We start from the raw sequence: 19,735 nt of genomic DNA, 5'->3' as shown, positions 1-19,735 counted from the left end.
CGAGAGCTACACGTTTGTGTTTCTCTTGAAGGTTTTTATTTGTTTAGTGAAAGTATGATACGGGTGCTCACTCCATGAGGAGCCTGATTAAGATGCAGACGAATGATTCGTCACTTTATAATAAGCAAAATCAGCATAGGATTGATGTTGGTGTGCATCCACGGCACCAATGAAATTAAATAATCCTGTGAAGCCGCCTATTTCTCCTGGCATTCCATTGACTCCTTCATCAGATAAGTACGCCACTGACAGATCTTGGAGCAAAACTTGCCAAGTCTCTTGTTCCTCTAATCGATAGTAGACGTTTGCGATCCCATGCTCGTATCTAATTTTCAGGTGAATATTTCCTTCGGGAACAACGACGCGAGTATTTACATATTCGATCCTTTGTCCTAATTTTGCCTGTAAGAGAGTCAAATAAGGACATCGCTTTTCTTCTGAATAGGTAACATGAGCATATAACCAATTGTTTGAATCATAATAAAGCCCAAGTCCTGCTGTTTGTGAATAATGGTTCGGTTGAAACTCCAACAAGGTCTCCACCTCATAGGTGAAAGAGGTTGCTCGTGTTGCCATGATGGCAGGATTCATCTGTGAAAACAAGGAATTGCCCCCATAGATCCGTAAGTACCCCTGCCGCTTTTGCGTACTGACCCATGACTGATGCTGTTGGCGATACGGTGTCATAAATTCTAACAGATACTGCGCCTCTTGAAATGAATCAAATAAATCAGTGTTTGGTTCATTGTCAATTGGAACACCAGCTAATCCTTTAAAAGTCATTTTTGCCAAATTGCTTCCATCTTCCATTTCCAACCAATTGTCTTCGGTCCAGTGCATCCTTTGAATAGAAGCTTCTCTTCCAAGAGGATTCAACAGCTCCCCCTCTAAGGGTCTTGCCATTAAATGAGCCATGAACCATTCATCAGTATGGGTATGGACGAGCGAACCATGTCCTGCTTTTTGCATCACTGAATGAGGATTGACCATTTCAAAATGCCCAGCATCAGGGTCGCCCAAAGAAAACAGATGCCTTGGAGAAGAAGTAAGGATTGGTTCGCCAGAAGGATGCGCTTCATAAGGACCAAAAATAGTCTCTGCGCGACCGACTTCCACACCATGAGCATAGCCCGTGCCTCCAGATGCCAGCAATAAAAAGTATGCCCCTTCATGCTTGTATATTTGGGGTGCTTCCGCACACCCTCTGGTGGTGAACCCTTGTGTTACGCGATGCCAAGGGGACAGTAATTTACCTGAAGGCAAGTCGATCTCCGCAAGAACAATATGTCCCGGCGCTTGATAGCCTTCTCTTGTTTCCCATTCCAAAATCGTTAAATAATGCCGCCCATCCTCGTCATGAAATAGCGCTGGATCAAAGCCAATTGAGGTAAAATAAATCGGTTCTGACCATGGTCCTCGGATGTCAGTCGCCCAAATGGCATAGGAATCAGCATTAAATTCACGTCCTGCCATGTTGACCATATGTGAATACGCCAGCCAAAATCGTTTTGTTTGTGGATCATAAGATAAATGTGGTGCCCAGATACCAGCTGGTGTATTGGTTCCACGTAAATTCACTTCTTCATTGTTCAAGGCATAACCAACAAGTTGCCAATTCGCAAGATCCTTTGATTCGAAAAGTTGAATCGCAGGTGTCCAATGGAAGGTTGAAGTTGCGATATAATAACGCTCATCCACACAAATGATAGAGGGATCAGGCGCCATTCCAGGAATAACTGGATTTTTGATGATTGTCATAAGCTTCCTTCCTATTCTTAACTTTTTATTCGTTTTGCAACCAAACAACAGTTTTTTTATCATCGTTTGCAGGCGAATGCGATAAATTGAAACCGTTTTATTCGATTGCTACATTTATCTTACGAAACTTTTAGGGTAGAATGAATATCAAAAAAAAGCCAATACTTACCATTTTTCATTTTTAAGGAGGTCGTACCGAATGAACCCAACACCTAAATGGCTAGAACAGCTGGTCAAATTACCCGATATCGACATCAATTTAAAAACCTTTGGTGGACACAAGCAATGCGTTTCCGAAGGATGGTGTGCACCGCAAGAGACCCACTTTGCTTTTGAGATCATGATGATCATTGATGGAGAGCAGCGCACAATATTTGAAGGCAGGCAGTTTGATTTTGTGGCAAATGATGTGATCCTGATACCGCCTGGTACCGCTCATGAAAATACTTGTCTCGTAGCAGAAGGTTTAGAGTATTTTTGTATGCATTTCGATCTTGATGATCCTGAGATTCAGCAACAGTTGTTGATGTATTGTCCTTTACTACTAAAAAAGACAAATCCCGCTTACCAAGCGATCGTTGAGATCCTTCAGCAATACATTGCGTTTTTGGCAAGCGGATACTTTGGAATGAAAGAAAAAATCGCCATTGAGATCTTACTGTTAGAACTGATGCGTGTCTTACTAGACTATGTCGAAGATGAAAAAAATCAGTTAGCGCATACAGATAACACTTCCCTTGTTTTAGCAAAAGCGATCGCAGAATCGATCCAACAAAATTTTCGTACGTACACACAAAGCCCTACGGAAGAAAACAAAGCCTTGCTTTCCATGAGTTATACGGCCAATTCATTGAACATTAGTAATAGTACGATGCTGACGGTTTTCAAAAAAGTTTATGCTAGTAGTCCAAAACAGTACTTAGATCAATTACGCTTCAACCAAGCAAAATTCTATCTCCATCAACCCAAATTGGCCATCGCCGAAATCGCAGAGATCATTGGCTATCAAAATGCCGCCCACTTTACGAGACAATTCAAAAAATGGGCAAACATGTCGCCGAATAAATACCGTAAGCTCCAGTTAGAAGCAGCAAAATAAGTAATCGACAAATAATGATTCGAGAAAAGCGACTTCTACTTCTTCCTCTGAGGATTCGAAAAAAGCTTTTTTCACATAATAAATGAAAAATGGTAAATTTCCCCTTTTTTTTGATATTTCAAGTCCTGTCAGCATTCTTTATGATTAATACCAAGAAATCGTTTGCAGGAATAAAAATAGTTAGTTGCAAAATAGCAAGATGGGAGATATTCTCAGCACACTTGCTTTGCACTACATTAAGGGGAATATGTATGCTTTCAGAAAATTCAATGTCAATCAAAAGTCGGTTGCCGTTAAAAATCGGAATTTTGAGTCTTTCATTGGTCGTACAAGCTGCTGGTGCAGTAGCAGCAGCCGTACCTTTTATTATGAACGATTTTTCTGACCGAACCACCGCACAAGTCCAATCTATTTTGACACTGCCATCAATGGCAATCTTGATTTTCATTCTGCTAAGTTCATGGTTTATCAAAGCACTTGGCAAAAAGCGAACGGTCTGTTTAGGCTTGATGATCGCTTTAGTCGGTGGTATCTTACCGGCATTTACAATGAACTTTGGCTTGATTTTATTTGCCCGTATTTTGTTTGGCGCAGGTCTGGGGCTCTTTAACTCAATGACCGTCTCCTTGATCGGCGACAACTTTACAGGTGCCGAGCAAAAAAACTTATTAGGTATTCAATCAGCCGTGATGACTTTAGGAAATAGCCTAGCAACGTTTGCTGCGGGCTTACTGTTAACGATCTCGTGGCAAGCTTCATTCTTAGTGTACTTGGTCATCTTACCGATTCTGTTTCTTTTTCTTTTCGGTTATCGTAACGTCAATGAAAATCCAGTTGAAACAACGCAGTCATCAACCATCGATACAAAAAGAAGAAAGCTGCCATTAAGCGTAACTTTAGGTATTTTGACTCTCTTTTTATTCTTCATTAGTTTGATGGTCGTCATTACTTCTTCCGCACTACTGATTCAAGAATTGGCGCTGACGAATCAAGGATTTCTTTCCACCGCACTAGCGATCGCCGGTATTTTTAGCAGCTTGGTCGCATTAGCTTTTGGTCAAATCACCAAATTATTAAAGCGCTTTACACCAGTTGTCGTCATCAGTTTCGCAATGGTTGGTTTTTTCACGATAACTTTAGCACCTACGATGACCGTCTTTTTCATTGGTCTATTAGTGGTTTATCTTGCCAATCTTGTAGTTCCTTATGTATACAGTGTCATTCTTAGCGATGTAGATCCAGAAGCCAATAACTTAGTTGTTTCTTTGGCAATGGTCGCTTGTAATCTTGGTGCTTTTTCCTCCCCCTATGTCATAAACTTTATCAGTCAACTGTTTGGCATGACAACGGCGGTCATGCAAGTCAGAATCGCTGCCGGAATCATGGCAATCATTGCTCTGATTTTTCTATTTCTCGCTTTCAATAAAACAACCACACCTATTAGTAAGGAGGAACTATAAGATGGAACAAAAACTTAGAGGCGTCAACCTAGGCGGTTGGCTTGTATTAGAAAAATGGATGGCACCTAGTCTCTTTCAAGGAACACCTGCCGATGACGAGTATTATTTAGCCTATGATCTACCTGAAGCTGAATACCAAGCACGGCTGTTGATTCATCGTGAAACATTCATCACTGAAGCTGACTTCTTGCGCATTTCAGCAGCTGGCTTCAATACCGTTCGAATACCTGTCCCTTATTTTATTTTTGGTGATCGTACCCCCTTTATTGGCTGTATCGACTATTTGGATAAAGCCTTCGCTTGGGCAAAGGCTTATGACCTAAAAATCTTGATCGATCTGCATACCGCACCCTTCAGCCAAAATGGTTTTGACAATGGTGGTCTCTCGGGTGTGGTCAGATGGGCACAAATGCCCGAAGAAGTGGCGTTCGAATTAACGGTCTTGGAACGTTTGGCGCAAAGATATGCGGATCACGAAGCATTGTGGGGCATTGAAGTATTAAACGAACCGATCACAGATGGTGAAGTGTGGCACAGCATGAATCCCATGGATCGTTTCCCACCTCGTGATCTTGCGTTAGCAAAAGGTAGTGCACCGATCTCTTTAGACTTTTTGAGAACTTTTTATCAAGATGCCTATCGAAGAATGCGTAACTATTTAAGCGATGACAAAGTGATCGTCTTTCATGATGGCTTCCAATTGCATGCTTGGAAAGAGTTTTTCACCCAAAACGATTTTCACAATGTCATGCTAGATACGCACCAATACGTTATGATGGCAGAAATGGCCGGCACAGAGCAATCCTTGGAAGCATACGTGTCTTTCATTGATGGCTTAGCCAAAGAGATCGCCACGGTTGCACAATATGTCGAGGTTTTTGTTGGAGAATGGTCCTTGTTCAACTCCTATGCTGTTGGTACAGATACCAAAGGCGGTATCAATCCCACACAAGAGGAATTCAGTAGCAACCGTAGTTTGACAAAAAGTGAATTAGAAGAAGTTTATCAAACTTTGTGGCGTGCTTCAATCACAGCGTGGAACCAAGGAGCCGGACATATGTACTGGACCTATAAGTTATCCATCGATACGATCAATGAGCCTGCTTGGTATGGCTGGGATTCCTGGGATGCTAGTCGAGCTATGGCAAAAAACTGGATCGATCCACGTTTCTAAAACACAACAAAAAACGAGATTGAAACGAAGCAAACGATACTGTTTTCGTTACGTTTCAATCTCGCTTTTTTGTTGCTTTTAAGCAATATCCACCAAGCGGATCTTCGTGACATTTTTGTAGACAGACAATTCTTCGATCACTTCAGAAAAGCCTAGTCCTCGCGGGAGATCAATCGTATAAATGTTGGTATAAATGCGATAGTCTTCCATGAATTTGACATCAAAATTGACATCTTCGATCACGATATTTTTCTCTTGGAAGTACTCCGTCAAAAACTCTTTGGTCTCGGTGCGATGAATGTACTGGATCTCCAATTTCTTTGCTGTTGGTACGCGGACGATCCGCTTAACGATCGTCAATGCAAAGAAGATCCCGATAAAACTGCTTAATGCGATGGTGTAAAAGCCCATCCCGATGGCAATTCCTAAACCGGCGATCGCCCATAAGGAAGCAGCCGTCGTCAACCCCGTCACCGAGCGCTTCGTCACAATGATCGTTCCGGCGCCTAGAAAACCGACCCCGCTGACGACTTGTGCAATCAATCGTGCTTCGTCCGAACGAATCACGCCTGCTAAATCTGGATGATCCAGCGCATCTCGCATGGCACCTGTGGCAATCTCCACTTGGATCAAAGCAATGACACAAGCCCCCATGCAAACCAAGATATGGGTTCTAAGACCAGCTGGTCGGCTTTTGTACTGCCGCTCGTACCCAATCGCGCCACCCATGACCATCGCCAACAGCAACCTCAGTGCTACTTCAGGAATGGATAAATGCATATCAACCATTTGCATCCCTCTTTTCTTCGTATTCTCTCTTTTAACTATAGCATCTCTGATGGAAAAAAGGAAAAAACATCGCTAGAGCGGCCAAATAAAAAAAGCCTCCTCAGAAATAAGCAAGATAGATCCGAACCATCGCTCGCAGCTGCGCTGGCATTACTGCACAAGCGCAGGGGGAAGCTGCAAGGATGGCGCGTTTTCCTTCTGACTTATTTCTGAAAAGGGCTGATTTTGTTTTACAGGTTGCTGGCAGCAGCCTCATCGATGATCACGATCACGTCATCATGCTTTTGTAAAACTGAAGCTGGTAATTCGTTGGTTACGGGTCCTTCGATCATTTTTTGGATCGCATCCGCTTTGACTTCGCCAAATGCCATCAAAATGATCTTTTTGCTTTGCATGATTGAACCGATCCCCATGGAAATTGCCGTCGTTGGGACGTCTTCGACTTTATCAAAATAGCGTTTGTTGGCATTGATGGTTGATTCAGTCAAATCAACGACTGAGGTCGTTCCTTCAAAGGATGCACCAGGTTCGTTGAAGCCGATATGTCCGTTTTGACCAATACCCAAGATTTGGATATCAACTGGGTGATCCGCAATCACGCCATCGTAGCGTTGACATTCCGCTTCTAAATCTTCCGCTTTGCCGTTTGGTACGAAGGTTTCTTTGAATGGTTTTTTGTTGAATAAATGTGCATTCATGAAGTAACGATAGCTTTGTTCGTCTTCGCCGCCTAATCCAACATATTCATCTAAGTTGACTGAAGTCATTTCTGAAAAATCAACTTCACTGGCAGTCATTTCTGCATAAAGGGTTTCTGGCGTGCTTCCTGTTGCTAAGCCTAGGACTTTGGCACCATTTGCCATACCTTCTTGTATCAATTCAAAAGCTTTCTTTCCGCCTTGAGCAGCATCTTTAACGCGAATAATTTCCATGATCAGCGCTCCGTTTCTATTTGGTATAGTCCAATAATACCACAGGTTGTGTTGAATTACAATAATTAGTCTAGACCAGATGACGATTTTTTCTCGGCAATCAAAAAAAGACGAGCTCTAAAATGCGCTCGTCTCTACTCGTATTCTACTTGTTTACCAATTCGTATAAACATCAATACCGCTATGACCGACACCTGTGTCATAGACTTTGTAGGCACCTAAGGATGATTGACCGGTCGAACCTTTCGGTTGATTGTCACTGGCAACAACGATGTACCCATCGGCATCACGGATCGTTCCGTCAGAGGCTACATGGCGTCCAGGGATGTTCAATCCGCCTCCTGGCAAAACTTTTTGTGAGTAGTACGATTCTCTCACACCATTGAAGTAGTTGATCCCATCCACTGGATTCAGGACTCCAGAACCAGCACCAGGAATGCTTGAACGGGTTTGACTCACGTTAGCAGTCGCTGTAGATTCACTTTTTTCTGTGCTTTCTTTCGTACTTGTTTCTTTGTTTTCTACTGATTGGCCATCGTTAGAAACCAACAATGTTTCGCCATCAAAAATCATATTTGGATTTTCGATCGAATCATTCAAAGCTAAAAGGTCTTCGATCGTTGTTTGATAAGTAGCAGCGATCCCAGATAGGGTGTCTCCTGGTTCGACAACATGGGTTTGTTCTGCTGCTGAAACAACTGTTCCTCCAACGAATAAACCAAATCCTGCAACAACTGTAAATGCAAATTTTTTCAAATGAAAAAACCTCTCTTTTGATTATTTGTCCCGCTATCGGGCACAAGTAAGAGAATAACATTACAATGTTGCAGGAAGGTTTCAGAAATGTTTTTCATTATCACAATTGTTAAACAGAAAATTACAAGCTTTTTGATAATAAACAGTAAACTTACAATATTGTTATCCATTTCGATGAATGATTTCGGCTCCATCATGCTATAGTAAACCCAGTAATTGAAAGGATCGATGCACATGAAAAAACTACTTTTGACGCTTGGCGTTTTGATTTTAGCAGTAGGTGGCTATTTTGGCTACACTTACTATACAACAACTTATCAAGGGATAACGGCCTATGCCATCACGCCCAACAAAGTCCCAGAAAAGACCCCAACGTACAGCGATTCCGGTGAAAAAATCGATGGCTCCTTTACGTATAAGTACACGTTTGAGTTTGTTAAGAAAAACGGCGAGAAAGAACTCATGACCTATGATCTTTCTGGTGAAAATGTGAAGCCATTCGCGCCAAATACCTTAGTCAAAGCAGAGATCAGTAAAACCCGTGTCATCTCGGGTCCCAATGAAGTCCCTCAATCAGAAGTCCCAGCAAAAATACTGTCTGAGCTGGAAACCTTTGACGAATAAGGACTTCTTACAAGAAACTTTCTACTTTTTAAGGTTCATTTTACTTTGACCGGCTATGCTAGCTTTATACCAAAACTATTTTTCTTCCTCTTACCAGTCCTCGCCCGACTGGTATTTTTTATTTTTTCTCAATGATCAGGCAAAATTTACGCGCCTTATAGACAGAACCGCTCTAGCTTCGCAATGTTTTTCTGTTCAAATTTTGATCAACCAGTTATTGACTATCGGAAATAAATAAACCGAGAATTATTAGGATAAAAGCTGAGTTCATCATAAAAAAACCGCTAGATTGTTTATCTCTAGCGGTTTTCTTGCGATTTTAGTATAGTTCCAAGTATTGTTCTCTTTCCCACTCGGAGACTGTTTGGCGGAAGGCTGCCCATTCTAATCGTTTTGCTTCGACAAAGTTGGCATAGATGTGTTTGCCTAAAGCATCGATCATCACTTGATCTTTGCGCAATGCTTTGATGGCATTGTGGATCGTTGATGGCAGATCTTCGATTTGTGCTTCTGCACGTTCTGTTTCGTTCATGATGTAGATGTTGCGGTCGACTGCTGGTGGTGGTGTCAACTCACGTCTAACGCCATCAAGTCCTGCTTGCAGTAAAACAGCCATTGCTAAGTATGGGTTGGCTGATGGGTCAACCGAACGCAATTCCAAACGCGTTGACAAGCCTCTTGATTCTGGTACCCGAATCAATGGTGAACGGTTGCGTCCTGACCATGCCACGTATACAGGCGCTTCGTAACCTGGCACTAAGCGTTTGTAAGAGTTGACGGTTGGGTTGCAGACAGCTGTGTAAGCACGGGCGTGTTCGATCAAACCGCCTAAGAAGTGATACGCTGTTTGGCTTAATTGCATTGGCCCTTCTTCATCAAAGAAGACATTTTCATCGCCTTTGAACAAGGACATGTTGCAGTGCATGCCTGAACCGTTGATGCCGAATAATGGTTTTGGCATGAAGGTTGCATGCAAGCCGTGTTTACGAGCAATAGTTTTCACGACAAGTTTGAAGGTTTGGATGTTGTCACATGCTTCCACTGCATCCGCATATTTAAAATCGATCTCGTGTTGCCCTGGTGCTACCTCATGGTGAGACGCTTCAACTTCAAAGCCAAGGCTTTCTAATTCTAATACGATATCGCGACGGCAGTTTTCCCCTAGATCGGTTGGGGCAAAATCGAAGTAGCCGCCTTTGTCGTTTAATTCCGTTGTGATTTCGCCTGCTTCATCTAATTTGAATAGGAAAAATTCTGGTTCTGGTCCAAGATTGAAAGAAGTAAAGCCAAGGGATTGCATGTCCGCTAATGCCCGTTTTAAATTGCCGCGAGGGTCGCCTGCAAATGGGGTGCCATCTGGATTGTAGATATCACAGATCAAACGAGCCACTTTGCCATGTTCACTTTCCCAAGGGAAGATCATCCATGTCGACAAATCAGGATACAGATACATGTCACTTTCTTCAATACGGACAAATCCTTCAATAGAAGAACCGTCAAACATCATTTTGTTTTCCAGTACTTTATCTAATTGACTTACAGGTACTTCAACGTTCTTGTTTGTTCCTAAAATATCAGTAAACATCAAGCGTAAAAAGCGCACGTTCTCATCCTTTACGATTTGTTTGATGTCTTCGGCAGTTCTTTCAAATTTTGGCATAGTATCCCTTCCTTTTTCCCAATTCTTTTTTTATATCACAGCAATGATCTACAAGTGTTCTACATTCGTGGACCTTTTTGCTGGTATGGCTGTTGTTGATTCAATCCACCTTGAGCCAAGAGTTCATCATAAAAAATTCGACGAACATCTTCATCGGTCAGCGGCGGTTTGTTCTTCGCTTCTTTTTCTTTGGCAACTTTCATTTCATAAACTCGTTTGATCCCAGCCATGTTCAGTCCATCGGAAAGATAGTCTTTGATCTCTAGCAAGGTATCAATATCATTCAGCGAATACATGCGTCGATTGCCATCGCTGCGTTCCGGGTGGATCAATTCTTGTTCTTCGTAATAACGAATTTGACGGGCGGTGAGATCGGTCAATTTCATGACTGTTCCGATAGGAAAGACTGACATTGAGCGCCGCAATTCTTTTTCCCGCATAACTTGGCTCCCCTCCGTTTCAATGATGCTGCGTAACTTTATGGAAACTATACCAATTCTTTTTTTGCGTGTCAACCCCTCATGTTAGAAAAAGTGACATGAATGCAAATTTTTTTGATTTTTTCATTAGGTCCTTGATTTGATCGTATGTTCAAGCAGTTGTTTTTATGGAAGAAATGGTGCTTTAGCCAAAAATGTTCGGTTTTTGCGTTCAAAGCAAGCCAAACCACTTATACTTCATAATTTTGTCACGACAAAAAAACGGTGCATCGGTTGCACCGTTTCTGCTTATTCCTGTTCTTGCGCCATTCTGCGTAGTGGATAGGTATCCTCAAGCGCAAATCCTTTGATATGATAGGTCTGTGTTGCTTCATCGAAGGCATTGCTCAAAACTAGTGACTCCCGTTTTAAACGATTCAGCGCATTGCCTTCATCGGCTTGCAGCACTAGATGATAAGGCTGCATGATCTGCATCAATTCCATTTTGATCGCCTGAGTCAAGCGTTCTTTGCCTTTGGTACTCTTTGCCGAAATCAAGACGTTGGGAAAGAGCGTTGGGACAAACTGATCGGCGTCGATGCGATCCGCCTTATTATAGACCGTCAACATCGGTAATTGGGTCAAAGAAAGTTCTTCCATTAACTTCAAGACGGTCTCCTCTTGCTGAACCCGTTCTTCGGAACTGGCATCGACGACATGCAGCAAGAAGTCCATGTTTTGACTTTCTTCCAGTGTGGAATGAAACGCATCGATCAATTGGGTCGGCAATTCTTGGATAAAGCCAACCGTATCGGTAATGGTGACTTCAAATCCTTCCGGCATCCGCCAGCGTTTCGTCAAAGGATCGAGTGTTGCGAACAGCTGGTCTTGTTCATAGGTATCCGCACTGGTTAAAATATTTAAAATAGTTGATTTTCCGGCATTGGTATAACCAATCAAGCCCATTTGAAAGACTTGGCTGTCTTTGCGCTTTTGGCGTGTCCGTTCTCGATGGGCGGCCACTTCCTTCAATTCCCGTTTGATGATGGTGATGCGGTTGCGGATGTGTCGACGATCGGTCTCCAGCTTGGTTTCCCCTGGCCCTCTCGTTCCGATTCCGCCCCCTAGCCGAGACATGTTCTTTCCTTGCCCTATCAAACGTGGAAGCAAATAATCCAGCTGCGCCAATTCTACTTGTAGCTTTCCTTCTTTGGAACGGGCACGCATCGCAAAAATATCGAGGATCAGCTGGACGCGATCAATCACTGGCACTTCTAGCGCATCACCGATCAACTGGCTTTGCCTTGGTGTCAGTTCATGATTGAAGATCACTAGATCTGCTTCATGTGCTTCTGCCAACTGCTGCAATTCCGCAACTTTCCCCTTGCCAATCACGGTTTGTCGATCGACTTGCTGCCGTTTTTGCACCAGTGAAAAAACAACTTCACCATTGGCGGTTTTTGTTAAGCTTTTCAATTCTTTCATTGACGAATCAAAATGAAGATAGTTTTTCTCCGTTTCTACTCCGACAAGAATCACACGTTCTTGGCTCATCTTTTCTCCTCCAACCATTGGTTGATTTCTGTTTCAAGGGTACGTTGTTCTTCAGGCTGTCTCACTAAATCAATCCATCGGGGCTGTGCTCGGTTATTGAACCACGTCAGCTGCCGCTTGGCATAGCGGCGTGAGTTTTGCTTGATTTGCTCAATTGTTTCATCCAATGTGGCCTGCCCGTGAAAATAGGGCAAAAATTCCTTGTAGCCGATCCCTTTGGCGGCTTGCGTTTCTGGATACTGCAAAACAGCTTTTGCTTCTTCGATCAAACCTTGATCCATCATTAAGTCCACTCGCTGATTGATTCGCTGGTATAACAATTCTCGCTCAGTGGTTAAACCGATCATGAAGAAATCGTACAAAACTTGCGGTGTTTCTTTTGGTGCAGCAATACTTTCGCCAGTCATTTCAAAAACCTCCAACGCACGAATCACTTTCCGCTCATTGTTGTAGTGGATCTTCGCTGCTGCCAAGGGATCGACCGCCTGCAGCTTTTTCCATAGAGCTTCTTTGCCGATGGCTGCTGCTTCTTGTTCATAGCGCTGACGAATCGTTGGGTCGCCTTCTTCTGCCCCTAAACGAAAGTCATACAAAAGCGCTTGGATGTATAGCCCTGTCCCCCCCACAACGATCGGCAGCTTTCCTTGCTGCTGGATCGTCTCAATGGCCTCACGCCCCATTTGCTGGAAATCAGCCGCAGAATACGTTTCCGTCATTGCACGAATATCGATCAAATGATGAGGAATCCCTGCCATTTCTTCCTTCGTCACTTTGGCGGTACCGATATCTAATTGTCGATAAATTTGCATGGAATCCCCGCTGATGATCTCCCCATGGTATTTTTGAGCTAATTGGATACTCAAGGCGGTTTTACCGACTGCGGTCGGTCCCACGATCACTAAGACTTTTTTCATCCTTTTGTTTCCTCGCGGACCTGCTGCACAATTGCCCGAGCGTTTTCTGGAAAATCGGTGATGATCCCGGTCAACCCCAAAGCCAAGCAGGTGCGAATCGCCGCTTCTTCATCGACAGTCCACGGACGGATCGCAATCGGAAAATCAGTCAAGACCGTTGCTGTCTCTTGGACCCAGCGATAGGCCGGATGAATTCCTTCGATATACGGTCGGCTGAGCGCCAACGGTGGTTTGTCTTCCCCGCGTCCCATAATAAAATCAAGGATCGCATCCGGTTCGATCGCATGCATCCGATCCAAAGTCTCGATATTAAAGGAACAATACCAATGAGTAAAAGGCCATTCTTGGCTATTCAATAAATCGGATACTTTGGCTTCGATTCCTTCATACTCATAATGATCGGTTTTTAATTCGATCGTCAAAATGCCACGATAATTCTTCGCTGCAAGTAAATCCAACACTTCTTTTAGCGTGGGGACTTTGGCGGCTTGGAATTCCTCAGAAAACCAGCTGCCGGCATTGAGTTCTTTTAGTTCAGCAACCGTCAGGTCACAGATCCGACCTTTGCCGTTGGTCGTTCGATCAACCGTTTCATCATGCATGACGATCAAGCCGCCATCTTTTGATAGATGTACATCTAACTCAATGATATCAGCTTTGACCCGCACCGCTTCCGCGAATGCCGGTAGCGTGTTTTCAGGTCGGTTGCCGCTACTCCCGCGGTGGGCAACGATTTGTACCATCATTCTTTCACTCCATTCTCACTCTTTATTTTACCATGGAATCTGCTAGAACCAAAAAGCCTCTGTTTGTTTTGATCCTTTTAAGGGGACAGCGCTTTGTTTCGGTCAAAGAAAAACACTCTTACTATGATCGCAGTAAGAGTGTGTGTGATCAGTTGAAAAAGTGCAATCGTCGATACTATGGTTTGGTTACCTTAACCAAGGCGACCGACTGACCAGAAGAATCAAATCGTTTTTGAAAAATAGGTCAACGGTTCGCTCGTCATGTTTTTCATTTGGTTTTTACGCTCATTGACCATTTCAACCAATTGATCAAGGAAATTTTCCATAATGATCCGACCGCCTTTATACGTATACCCACCGATCTTAACGGTTTCCTCTGGCGACAAAATCACCCGACGTGTCCCGATTTTTTTGAAAAATTCTTCCAAGAAAAAATTCGGTAGATAAAAACTGTTTTGCGCCGCAAAAGATTGTAGATAGGCAAAATCATCGATGGTGATATAACAGTCGTCAAAGGCATCAAAGCTGACATACTCATCCATCAGCATGACCCGTTTTTGTAGAATCTCACTGATTTTTTGATTCAATAAAACCAGCGTTTCGATTTCTTTGACTTTATGCTCCAACAAACGGCGTTGTTTTTCTTTTTGTTCCTCATACCGTATGCGTAAATTAAAAATGATGGTTACTAACAATGCGCCCACTAAGACGCCAATCAAACCTGCTATTGCTACTGCCATTCTTCGATCCTTCCTCATTCCTTTTTTAATATTGTATCATATTTGAAAGTTTCGCAAAAAAGATAACGAACTTTTTATTTGACCTTTCTTGACCTAATCGGTATACTATCTCTTAGATATTGCGAAAACTTTATGCTAAACTATATCTATAACGATTTTTAGGAGGACTATCACTATGAATTTAATTCCTACTGTCATTGAACAATCATCTCGCGGTGAAAGAGCGTATGACATCTATTCTCGTCTATTAAAAGACCGGATCATTATGTTGAGTGGTCAAGTAACCGATGACTTAGCAAACTCGATCATTGCTCAGCTTTTATTCTTAGACGCGCAAGATTCTGAAAAAGACATCTACTTGTACATCAACTCGCCTGGCGGAAGCGTTACTGCTGGTCTAGCGATCTTTGATACCATGAACTTTATCAAAGCCGATGTCCAAACCATCGTTATGGGGATGGCTGCTTCTATGGGTTCATTCTTATTGACCGCTGGCGAAAAAGGCAAACGCTTTGCGTTACCAAATGCCGAAATCATGATTCACCAACCATTAGGTGGCGCACAAGGTCAAGCAACTGAAATCGAAATTGCTGCCCGCCACATTTTGGCAACCCGCGAACGTCTGAACAAAATCTTGTCAGAACGTACTGGTCAACCAATCGAAGTGATTGAACGCGATACCGATCGCGACAACTTCATGACCGCACAAGAAGCCAAAGACTACGGCTTGATCGACGAGATCATGGAATCAAACAAATTGAAATAAGCTTGCATAAAAAGGTGTACGAAGCAATTCGTACACCTTTTTGCGTCTTTTGGTTCATCGTCAGACTTCGCCATATTGGCCTTGTTGGTAAGCATGCCCATTTTCCACGTAATGCGTGATGTTTGCCTGATTTTTGGCGATCTCTTCTTCTGTCAACGGGCGGATCACTCGTGCCGGACGACCAAACGCCAACACATTAGGAGGAATGACGGTTCCTTCCGTCACTAACGAACCGGCACCTAACAAACTATTTTCGCCGATCACGGCATGATTCAAAACGATCGAGCTCATGCCGACCAGAGCCCCTTTTTTGATGGTACAGCCATGGAGCATACACTGATGCCCAACAGTCACATCGTCTTCAACGATCGTCGGGGCATCGTGATCAACGTGGATGATCGTTCCATCTTGAATATTGGTACGCGCGCCGATTTCGATTCGATTGGCATCGCCTCGAATCACTGCTTGAAACCAGACCGTACTATCTTTTCCTAGAGTCACGTTTCCTACGATCGTCGCATTTTTTGCCACAAAACAAGGTGTCGCTTGCGGCGAGGCGGGCGAAACTGTTTTTGGGGTTTCATTCCCTGATTGTTCTTTGTCCATCAACTTCTCCTTCCAATCCATAAACGGATCTGCGCTTTCTTTTTTCACTATAGCACCACCCTTGCTACAATGCAAAAAGAGCGCCAGTCAGACTGGACGCTCTTTTCGGCTTACTCGGCTTCTTCTGAAAATTGACTTTGATACAGTTGGCTATAAAAGCCGCCAGCTGCCAACAAGGTCTCGTGATTGCCTTTTTCAATGATCGACCCTTGATCCATCACTAAGATCAGATCCGCTTCACGAATCGTTGACAAACGATGGGCGATCACAAAGCTGGTACGACCTTCCATCACTTTATCCATTGCTTTTTGAATCAGCGCTTCTAAGCGGGTATCTACCGAACTGGTGGCTTCATCGAGAATCAAAATCTTCGGATCAGAGATGACTGCCCGGGCGATGGTCAACAATTGTTTTTGTCCCAAAGAGACATTGTCGCCTTCAGAATTGATGATCATCTCGTAGCCATCTGGCATCGTACGAATGAAGTGATCCACATTGGCGGTTTTCGCTGCATCAACGACTTCATAATCGGTGGCATCTAATTTCCCAAAGCGAATGTTATCGCCGATCGTGCCTTCATACAACCACGCATCTTGTAAAACCATCCCAAACAGTGAGCGGACATCGTGACGTTCCATCTTCTTCGTGTCGATGCCGTCGATCTTGATGGCCCCTTCATTGACATCATAAAAACGCATCAACAAATTGATCAAGGTCGTTTTCCCAGCACCTGTTGGTCCAACGATCGCCACAGTTTGTCCAGCTTTGACTTCAAAGTTCAAGTCTTTGATCAATGGTTTTTTCGGATCATAAGCAAAGCCGACATGTTCAAAGGTCACGTCGCCTCTGATTTGTTCCGGTAATTGGATATCGGTTCGATTGACTGGCTCTTCTTCCTCATCTAAGATTTCAAAGACCCGTTTTGCTGCTGCTGAGGCACTTTGTAAGACGGAAGACAACTGGGTAATGTTCCCCATTGGCTGACTGACTTGCCAAATGTATTGAATGAACGCTTGCAGCTGACCAACAACGATCACGCCGCTGATCACGTAAAAACTACCCATGACTGCCATTGCGATATAGGTAAAGTAAGCGGTCATTTGCACCAGTGGCATCATCAATCCTGACACAAAGGCAGAACGAAAACCGTAATAGCGCAACTGGTGGTTAACGTTTTTAAACCCTTCAAGTGTTTGCTTTTCCCGTCCATACACTTTCAACACACTGAATCCAGTCATGTTTTCTTGTACGTAGCCGTTCAGATCTCCTAACGCATTTTGCATGCCTTGGAAGTCCTTTTGCGACTTTTTGACGATTGTGCGAGAAATTAATAAGGAGGCTGGGATCATGATCAATGAAACCAACGCCATGTAAGTATTGATATAAAACATCATAGAAACCGCCATAATGATTCCTAAGAAGGCATTGACGATCCCGATCAAGGCTTGCTGCATCGCACCGCTGACGGCATCCACGTCATTGGTCACCCTTGACAGGATATTCCCTTGCTGGTTGCGGTCGAAGTAAGAAACGGGCAGACGATTGATTTTTTCTTCAATGTCTTGCCGCAAATCTCGCATCGCAGATTGGACAACGTTGGTGATCAGCAGCCCTGACATCAATTGTGAGAAACAGTAACCGACACCAACGACTGCGATCCAGATCAAGCAAAGGATCACGTAATCAAAATTAACGCCTTCGCCTGCAGCGATGTTGCGGCTGATCTCTGTCGTCGGCAATCCAGAAACATACGGCATTGCCGCATTGAAGCCGACGGTTGCAACTGTAAACAGCAAGACTAGGATAAATTGTACTTTGTATGGTTTGATGTAAGCACCTAACCGTTTTAAAGAAGAGATTGCTTTCATTGTGCCAACTCCTCCTCTGATAATTGTGACGCCGCAATGTCGTAGTATACTGGACAAGTTTGCAGCAGTTCTTTGTGGGTACCGATCCCAACCACATCGCCTTCATTCAAGACGACGATCTTATCGGCATTCATGATCGTTCCTACTCGTTGAGCAACGATCAAAACGGTCGATTCCGTGGTTTCTTTTTTCAAACGTGCCCGCAATTTTGCATCCGTTTGGTAATCCAATGCAGAAAAACTATCATCAAAAATATAGATCTCTGGTTGGCGAATCACCGCACGGGCAATCGCTAGACGTTGTTTTTGTCCGCCAGAGAAGTTGCTTCCGCCTTCTGCCAAATGAGCATCAAAGCCATCTGGTGTGCGAGAAATGAAATCGGCCGCTTGCGCAATCTCGGCTGCTCGTTCCAGCTCTGCTTGCGTGGCATCTTCTTTCCCATAGCGCAGGTTTTCTGCGATCGTCCCTGTAAATAGCAACGCTTTTTGAGGGATAAACCCGATCTTGTTGCGCAAAGTCGTTAAACTGTAATCCCGAACGTCAACGCCATCCACCAAGACTTGGCCTTCACTGACGTCGTAAAAACGCGGAATCAATTGGATCAAGGTCGATTTCCCGCTCCCGGTACTACCGATAAACGCCACAGTTTCACCTGGTGAAGCGGTAAAGCTAACATTACGAATCACTGGACTTTGGGCATGTCCCGGATAAGCAAAGGTAACATTTTTAAATTCCAAGAAACCTTTTGTCTTAGTTTCTGTCACTGGCTGTTCTGACTCTTTGATTTCAGAAGTCGCATCTAACGCTTCTTGGATTCGGCGAGCAGAAACCGCCGCTCGTGGATACATCGTAAAGACGGTCGCAAACAGCATGAAAGAAAACAGCGCATGGAAGATGTATTCGATAAACGCAATCAAGTCACCGACTTGCAGTTGCCCTTGATCGATTTGAATACTTCCCGTCCAAATAATCAAGATCATCACGATATTGAATAAGAAGAAAAAGCCCGGTTGTGCCGTTGCCATCAAGCGAAACAAGCTGCGAGAACTAGACGCATAGGCTTGGTTGACTTTGCCAAAGCGTTTTTCTTCAAATTTTTCATTGACGAAGGCACGGATCACTCGTAAACCAGAGAGATTTTCCCGCAAAATGCCATTGATTTTATCTAGATTGGCTTGTTGCTTGGTGGATAATGGTTCCGAGATTTTGGCAATGGCGATGACTGCCATTAGCAATATCGGCAATGCCCCCAAGACATATAATCCTAGTTGTGTACTTGTCCGCATGACCATGTACAAGCTGACCACAAACATCATGGGTGTCATCAAACCCGTCCGTAAGATGCTTTGCATAAACAGCATGATTTGATACGCATCATTGGTCACACGGGTGATCAATGATGAAACCCCGATTTTTTCATATTCAGTATGTGAATAGCCTTGGACTTTTTCAAAAAGATCGTCACGAATATCTGCCACAATGTTAGTGGTGATACGTGACGTGAAATAGCCTAACAAAATGTTCATCGTGATCCCCACAATGGTGATCGCGATCATCGCCGCACCCATTTTCCATATGTAGTCGCGATCACCAGCGGCGATCCCTTTGTCGATCATTCTTGCCAATAACGTCGGCAAACCTAATTCAATCAAAATAAAACCAAAAACACAGATGAAATTAAAAACCAGCAGTTTTTTGTTTCTCATCGTATAGTGCCACATTAATTTCAAAAAATCCCCTCCTTTTTTACTTCATTACTTCTACTATAGCATAGGAATATTCTTATTGTAATGCACTTTCAACGAAAAAAAGTAAACTTCGGAAATAGTCGTTTCATTTTCTTTCAGTAAGCCTTTTCAAAAATGACGTG

The 19,735-nt window shown here is 43.5% G+C and carries 18 protein-coding genes; 5 read left to right on the top strand and 13 right to left on the bottom strand.

Annotation, left to right across the window (positions count from 1 at the left end; all coding sequences use genetic code 11):
- Positions 1-87: 87 nt before the first annotated feature.
- Entirely contained in the window at positions 88-1,758 is a 1,671-nt protein-coding gene (locus IGJ01_RS03475; protein ID WP_034872855.1) for a family 43 glycosylhydrolase, read from the bottom strand.
- A 199-nt stretch (positions 1,759-1,957) separates the two neighbouring features.
- Here IGJ01_RS03475 and IGJ01_RS03470 point away from each other — a divergent pair, with 199 nt between their 5' ends.
- The 3 genes from IGJ01_RS03470 (at position 1,958) to IGJ01_RS03460 (ending at position 5,491) form a co-directional block, all read left to right on the top strand.
- On the top strand, positions 1,958-2,857 hold the full coding sequence (locus tag IGJ01_RS03470; RefSeq protein ID WP_430601406.1) for a helix-turn-helix domain-containing protein: 900 nt from the start codon (positions 1,958-1,960) through the stop codon (positions 2,855-2,857).
- A 251-nt stretch (positions 2,858-3,108) separates the two neighbouring features.
- Positions 3,109-4,317, top strand: a complete 1,209-nt coding sequence (locus tag IGJ01_RS03465; RefSeq protein WP_005237481.1) for an MFS transporter — start codon at positions 3,109-3,111, stop codon at positions 4,315-4,317.
- Position 4,318: 1 nt separating this feature from the next.
- Positions 4,319-5,491 (top strand): glycoside hydrolase family 5 protein, encoded by a 1,173-nt coding sequence (locus IGJ01_RS03460; RefSeq protein ID WP_196044105.1) that lies wholly within the window; start codon positions 4,319-4,321, stop codon positions 5,489-5,491.
- Between the two features lie 78 nt (positions 5,492-5,569).
- On the opposite strand, the gene IGJ01_RS03455 is transcribed toward IGJ01_RS03460, so the two are convergent.
- From IGJ01_RS03455 to IGJ01_RS03445, 3 genes are all read right to left on the bottom strand, one after another.
- A complete protein-coding gene (locus tag IGJ01_RS03455) occupies positions 5,570-6,280 on the bottom strand; it encodes an MgtC/SapB family protein (protein WP_008377072.1) in 711 nt (236 codons plus the stop codon).
- A 230-nt stretch (positions 6,281-6,510) separates the two neighbouring features.
- Complete coding sequence (gene nagB / locus IGJ01_RS03450; RefSeq protein WP_008377071.1) at positions 6,511-7,212, bottom strand: glucosamine-6-phosphate deaminase; 702 nt, start codon at positions 7,210-7,212, stop codon at positions 6,511-6,513.
- Positions 7,213-7,365: 153 nt separating this feature from the next.
- Positions 7,366-7,968: a LysM peptidoglycan-binding domain-containing protein gene (locus tag IGJ01_RS03445; protein WP_016620555.1), complete on the bottom strand. Its 603-nt coding sequence runs from the start codon at positions 7,966-7,968 to the stop codon at positions 7,366-7,368.
- Between the two features lie 234 nt (positions 7,969-8,202).
- Between IGJ01_RS03445 and IGJ01_RS03440 the strand changes: the two genes are divergently transcribed.
- Positions 8,203-8,592 carry a DUF1093 domain-containing protein gene (locus IGJ01_RS03440; RefSeq protein ID WP_008377067.1) on the top strand — a complete coding sequence of 130 codons (390 nt, stop codon included), beginning with the start codon at positions 8,203-8,205 and terminating at the stop codon, positions 8,590-8,592.
- A gap of 319 nt (positions 8,593-8,911) precedes the next feature.
- Here the strand turns inward: IGJ01_RS03440 and glnA are convergent, their stop codons facing one another.
- The 6 genes from glnA to IGJ01_RS03410 form a co-directional block, all read right to left on the bottom strand.
- Positions 8,912-10,252: a type I glutamate--ammonia ligase gene (glnA, locus tag IGJ01_RS03435; RefSeq protein WP_005225167.1), complete on the bottom strand. Its 1,341-nt coding sequence runs from the start codon at positions 10,250-10,252 to the stop codon at positions 8,912-8,914.
- Positions 10,253-10,311: 59 nt separating this feature from the next.
- A complete protein-coding gene (locus IGJ01_RS03430; RefSeq protein ID WP_005225166.1) occupies positions 10,312-10,692 on the bottom strand; it encodes a MerR family transcriptional regulator in 381 nt (126 codons plus the stop codon).
- A gap of 288 nt (positions 10,693-10,980) precedes the next feature.
- Complete coding sequence (gene hflX / locus IGJ01_RS03425; protein WP_430601405.1) at positions 10,981-12,225, bottom strand: GTPase HflX; 1,245 nt, start codon at positions 12,223-12,225, stop codon at positions 10,981-10,983.
- The gene (miaA, locus tag IGJ01_RS03420) at positions 12,222-13,139 is read right to left on the bottom strand and encodes a tRNA (adenosine(37)-N6)-dimethylallyltransferase MiaA (RefSeq protein WP_430601404.1); all 918 of its coding nucleotides are present in this window, start codon (positions 13,137-13,139) and stop codon (positions 12,222-12,224) included. Before miaA ends, hflX begins: the two co-directional genes overlap by 4 nt.
- Positions 13,136-13,885 carry a glycerophosphodiester phosphodiesterase gene (locus IGJ01_RS03415; protein WP_430601403.1) on the bottom strand — a complete coding sequence of 250 codons (750 nt, stop codon included), beginning with the start codon at positions 13,883-13,885 and terminating at the stop codon, positions 13,136-13,138. The genes miaA and IGJ01_RS03415 overlap by 4 nt, the downstream gene beginning before the upstream one ends.
- Positions 13,886-14,106: 221 nt before the next feature.
- Entirely contained in the window at positions 14,107-14,625 is a 519-nt protein-coding gene (locus tag IGJ01_RS03410; RefSeq protein WP_008377057.1) for a hypothetical protein, read from the bottom strand.
- Between the two features lie 175 nt (positions 14,626-14,800).
- Between IGJ01_RS03410 and clpP the strand changes: the two genes are divergently transcribed.
- Positions 14,801-15,391 (top strand): ATP-dependent Clp endopeptidase proteolytic subunit ClpP, encoded by a 591-nt coding sequence (clpP, locus tag IGJ01_RS03405; protein WP_005225161.1) that lies wholly within the window; start codon positions 14,801-14,803, stop codon positions 15,389-15,391.
- Between the two features lie 60 nt (positions 15,392-15,451).
- On the opposite strand, the gene IGJ01_RS03400 is transcribed toward clpP, so the two are convergent.
- The 3 genes from IGJ01_RS03400 to IGJ01_RS03390 all read right to left on the bottom strand — a co-directional run bounded on the left by IGJ01_RS03400 (position 15,452) and on the right by IGJ01_RS03390 (position 19,595).
- On the bottom strand, positions 15,452-16,045 hold the full coding sequence (locus tag IGJ01_RS03400; RefSeq protein WP_260605111.1) for a gamma carbonic anhydrase family protein: 594 nt from the start codon (positions 16,043-16,045) through the stop codon (positions 15,452-15,454).
- A 62-nt stretch (positions 16,046-16,107) separates the two neighbouring features.
- A complete protein-coding gene (locus tag IGJ01_RS03395; protein ID WP_005237514.1) occupies positions 16,108-17,865 on the bottom strand; it encodes an ABC transporter ATP-binding protein in 1,758 nt (585 codons plus the stop codon).
- Positions 17,862-19,595: an ABC transporter ATP-binding protein gene (locus tag IGJ01_RS03390; protein ID WP_008377050.1), complete on the bottom strand. Its 1,734-nt coding sequence runs from the start codon at positions 19,593-19,595 to the stop codon at positions 17,862-17,864. Before IGJ01_RS03390 ends, IGJ01_RS03395 begins: the two co-directional genes overlap by 4 nt.
- Positions 19,596-19,735 lie beyond the last annotated feature (140 nt).

The organism is Enterococcus sp. AZ089, from assembly GCF_050547225.1.
Taxonomy (GTDB): domain Bacteria; phylum Bacillota; class Bacilli; order Lactobacillales; family Enterococcaceae; genus Enterococcus_D; species Enterococcus_D entomosocium.
Note: the sequence above shows the minus strand (reverse complement) of the source record. Positions and strands in the feature narration are given on the sequence as shown.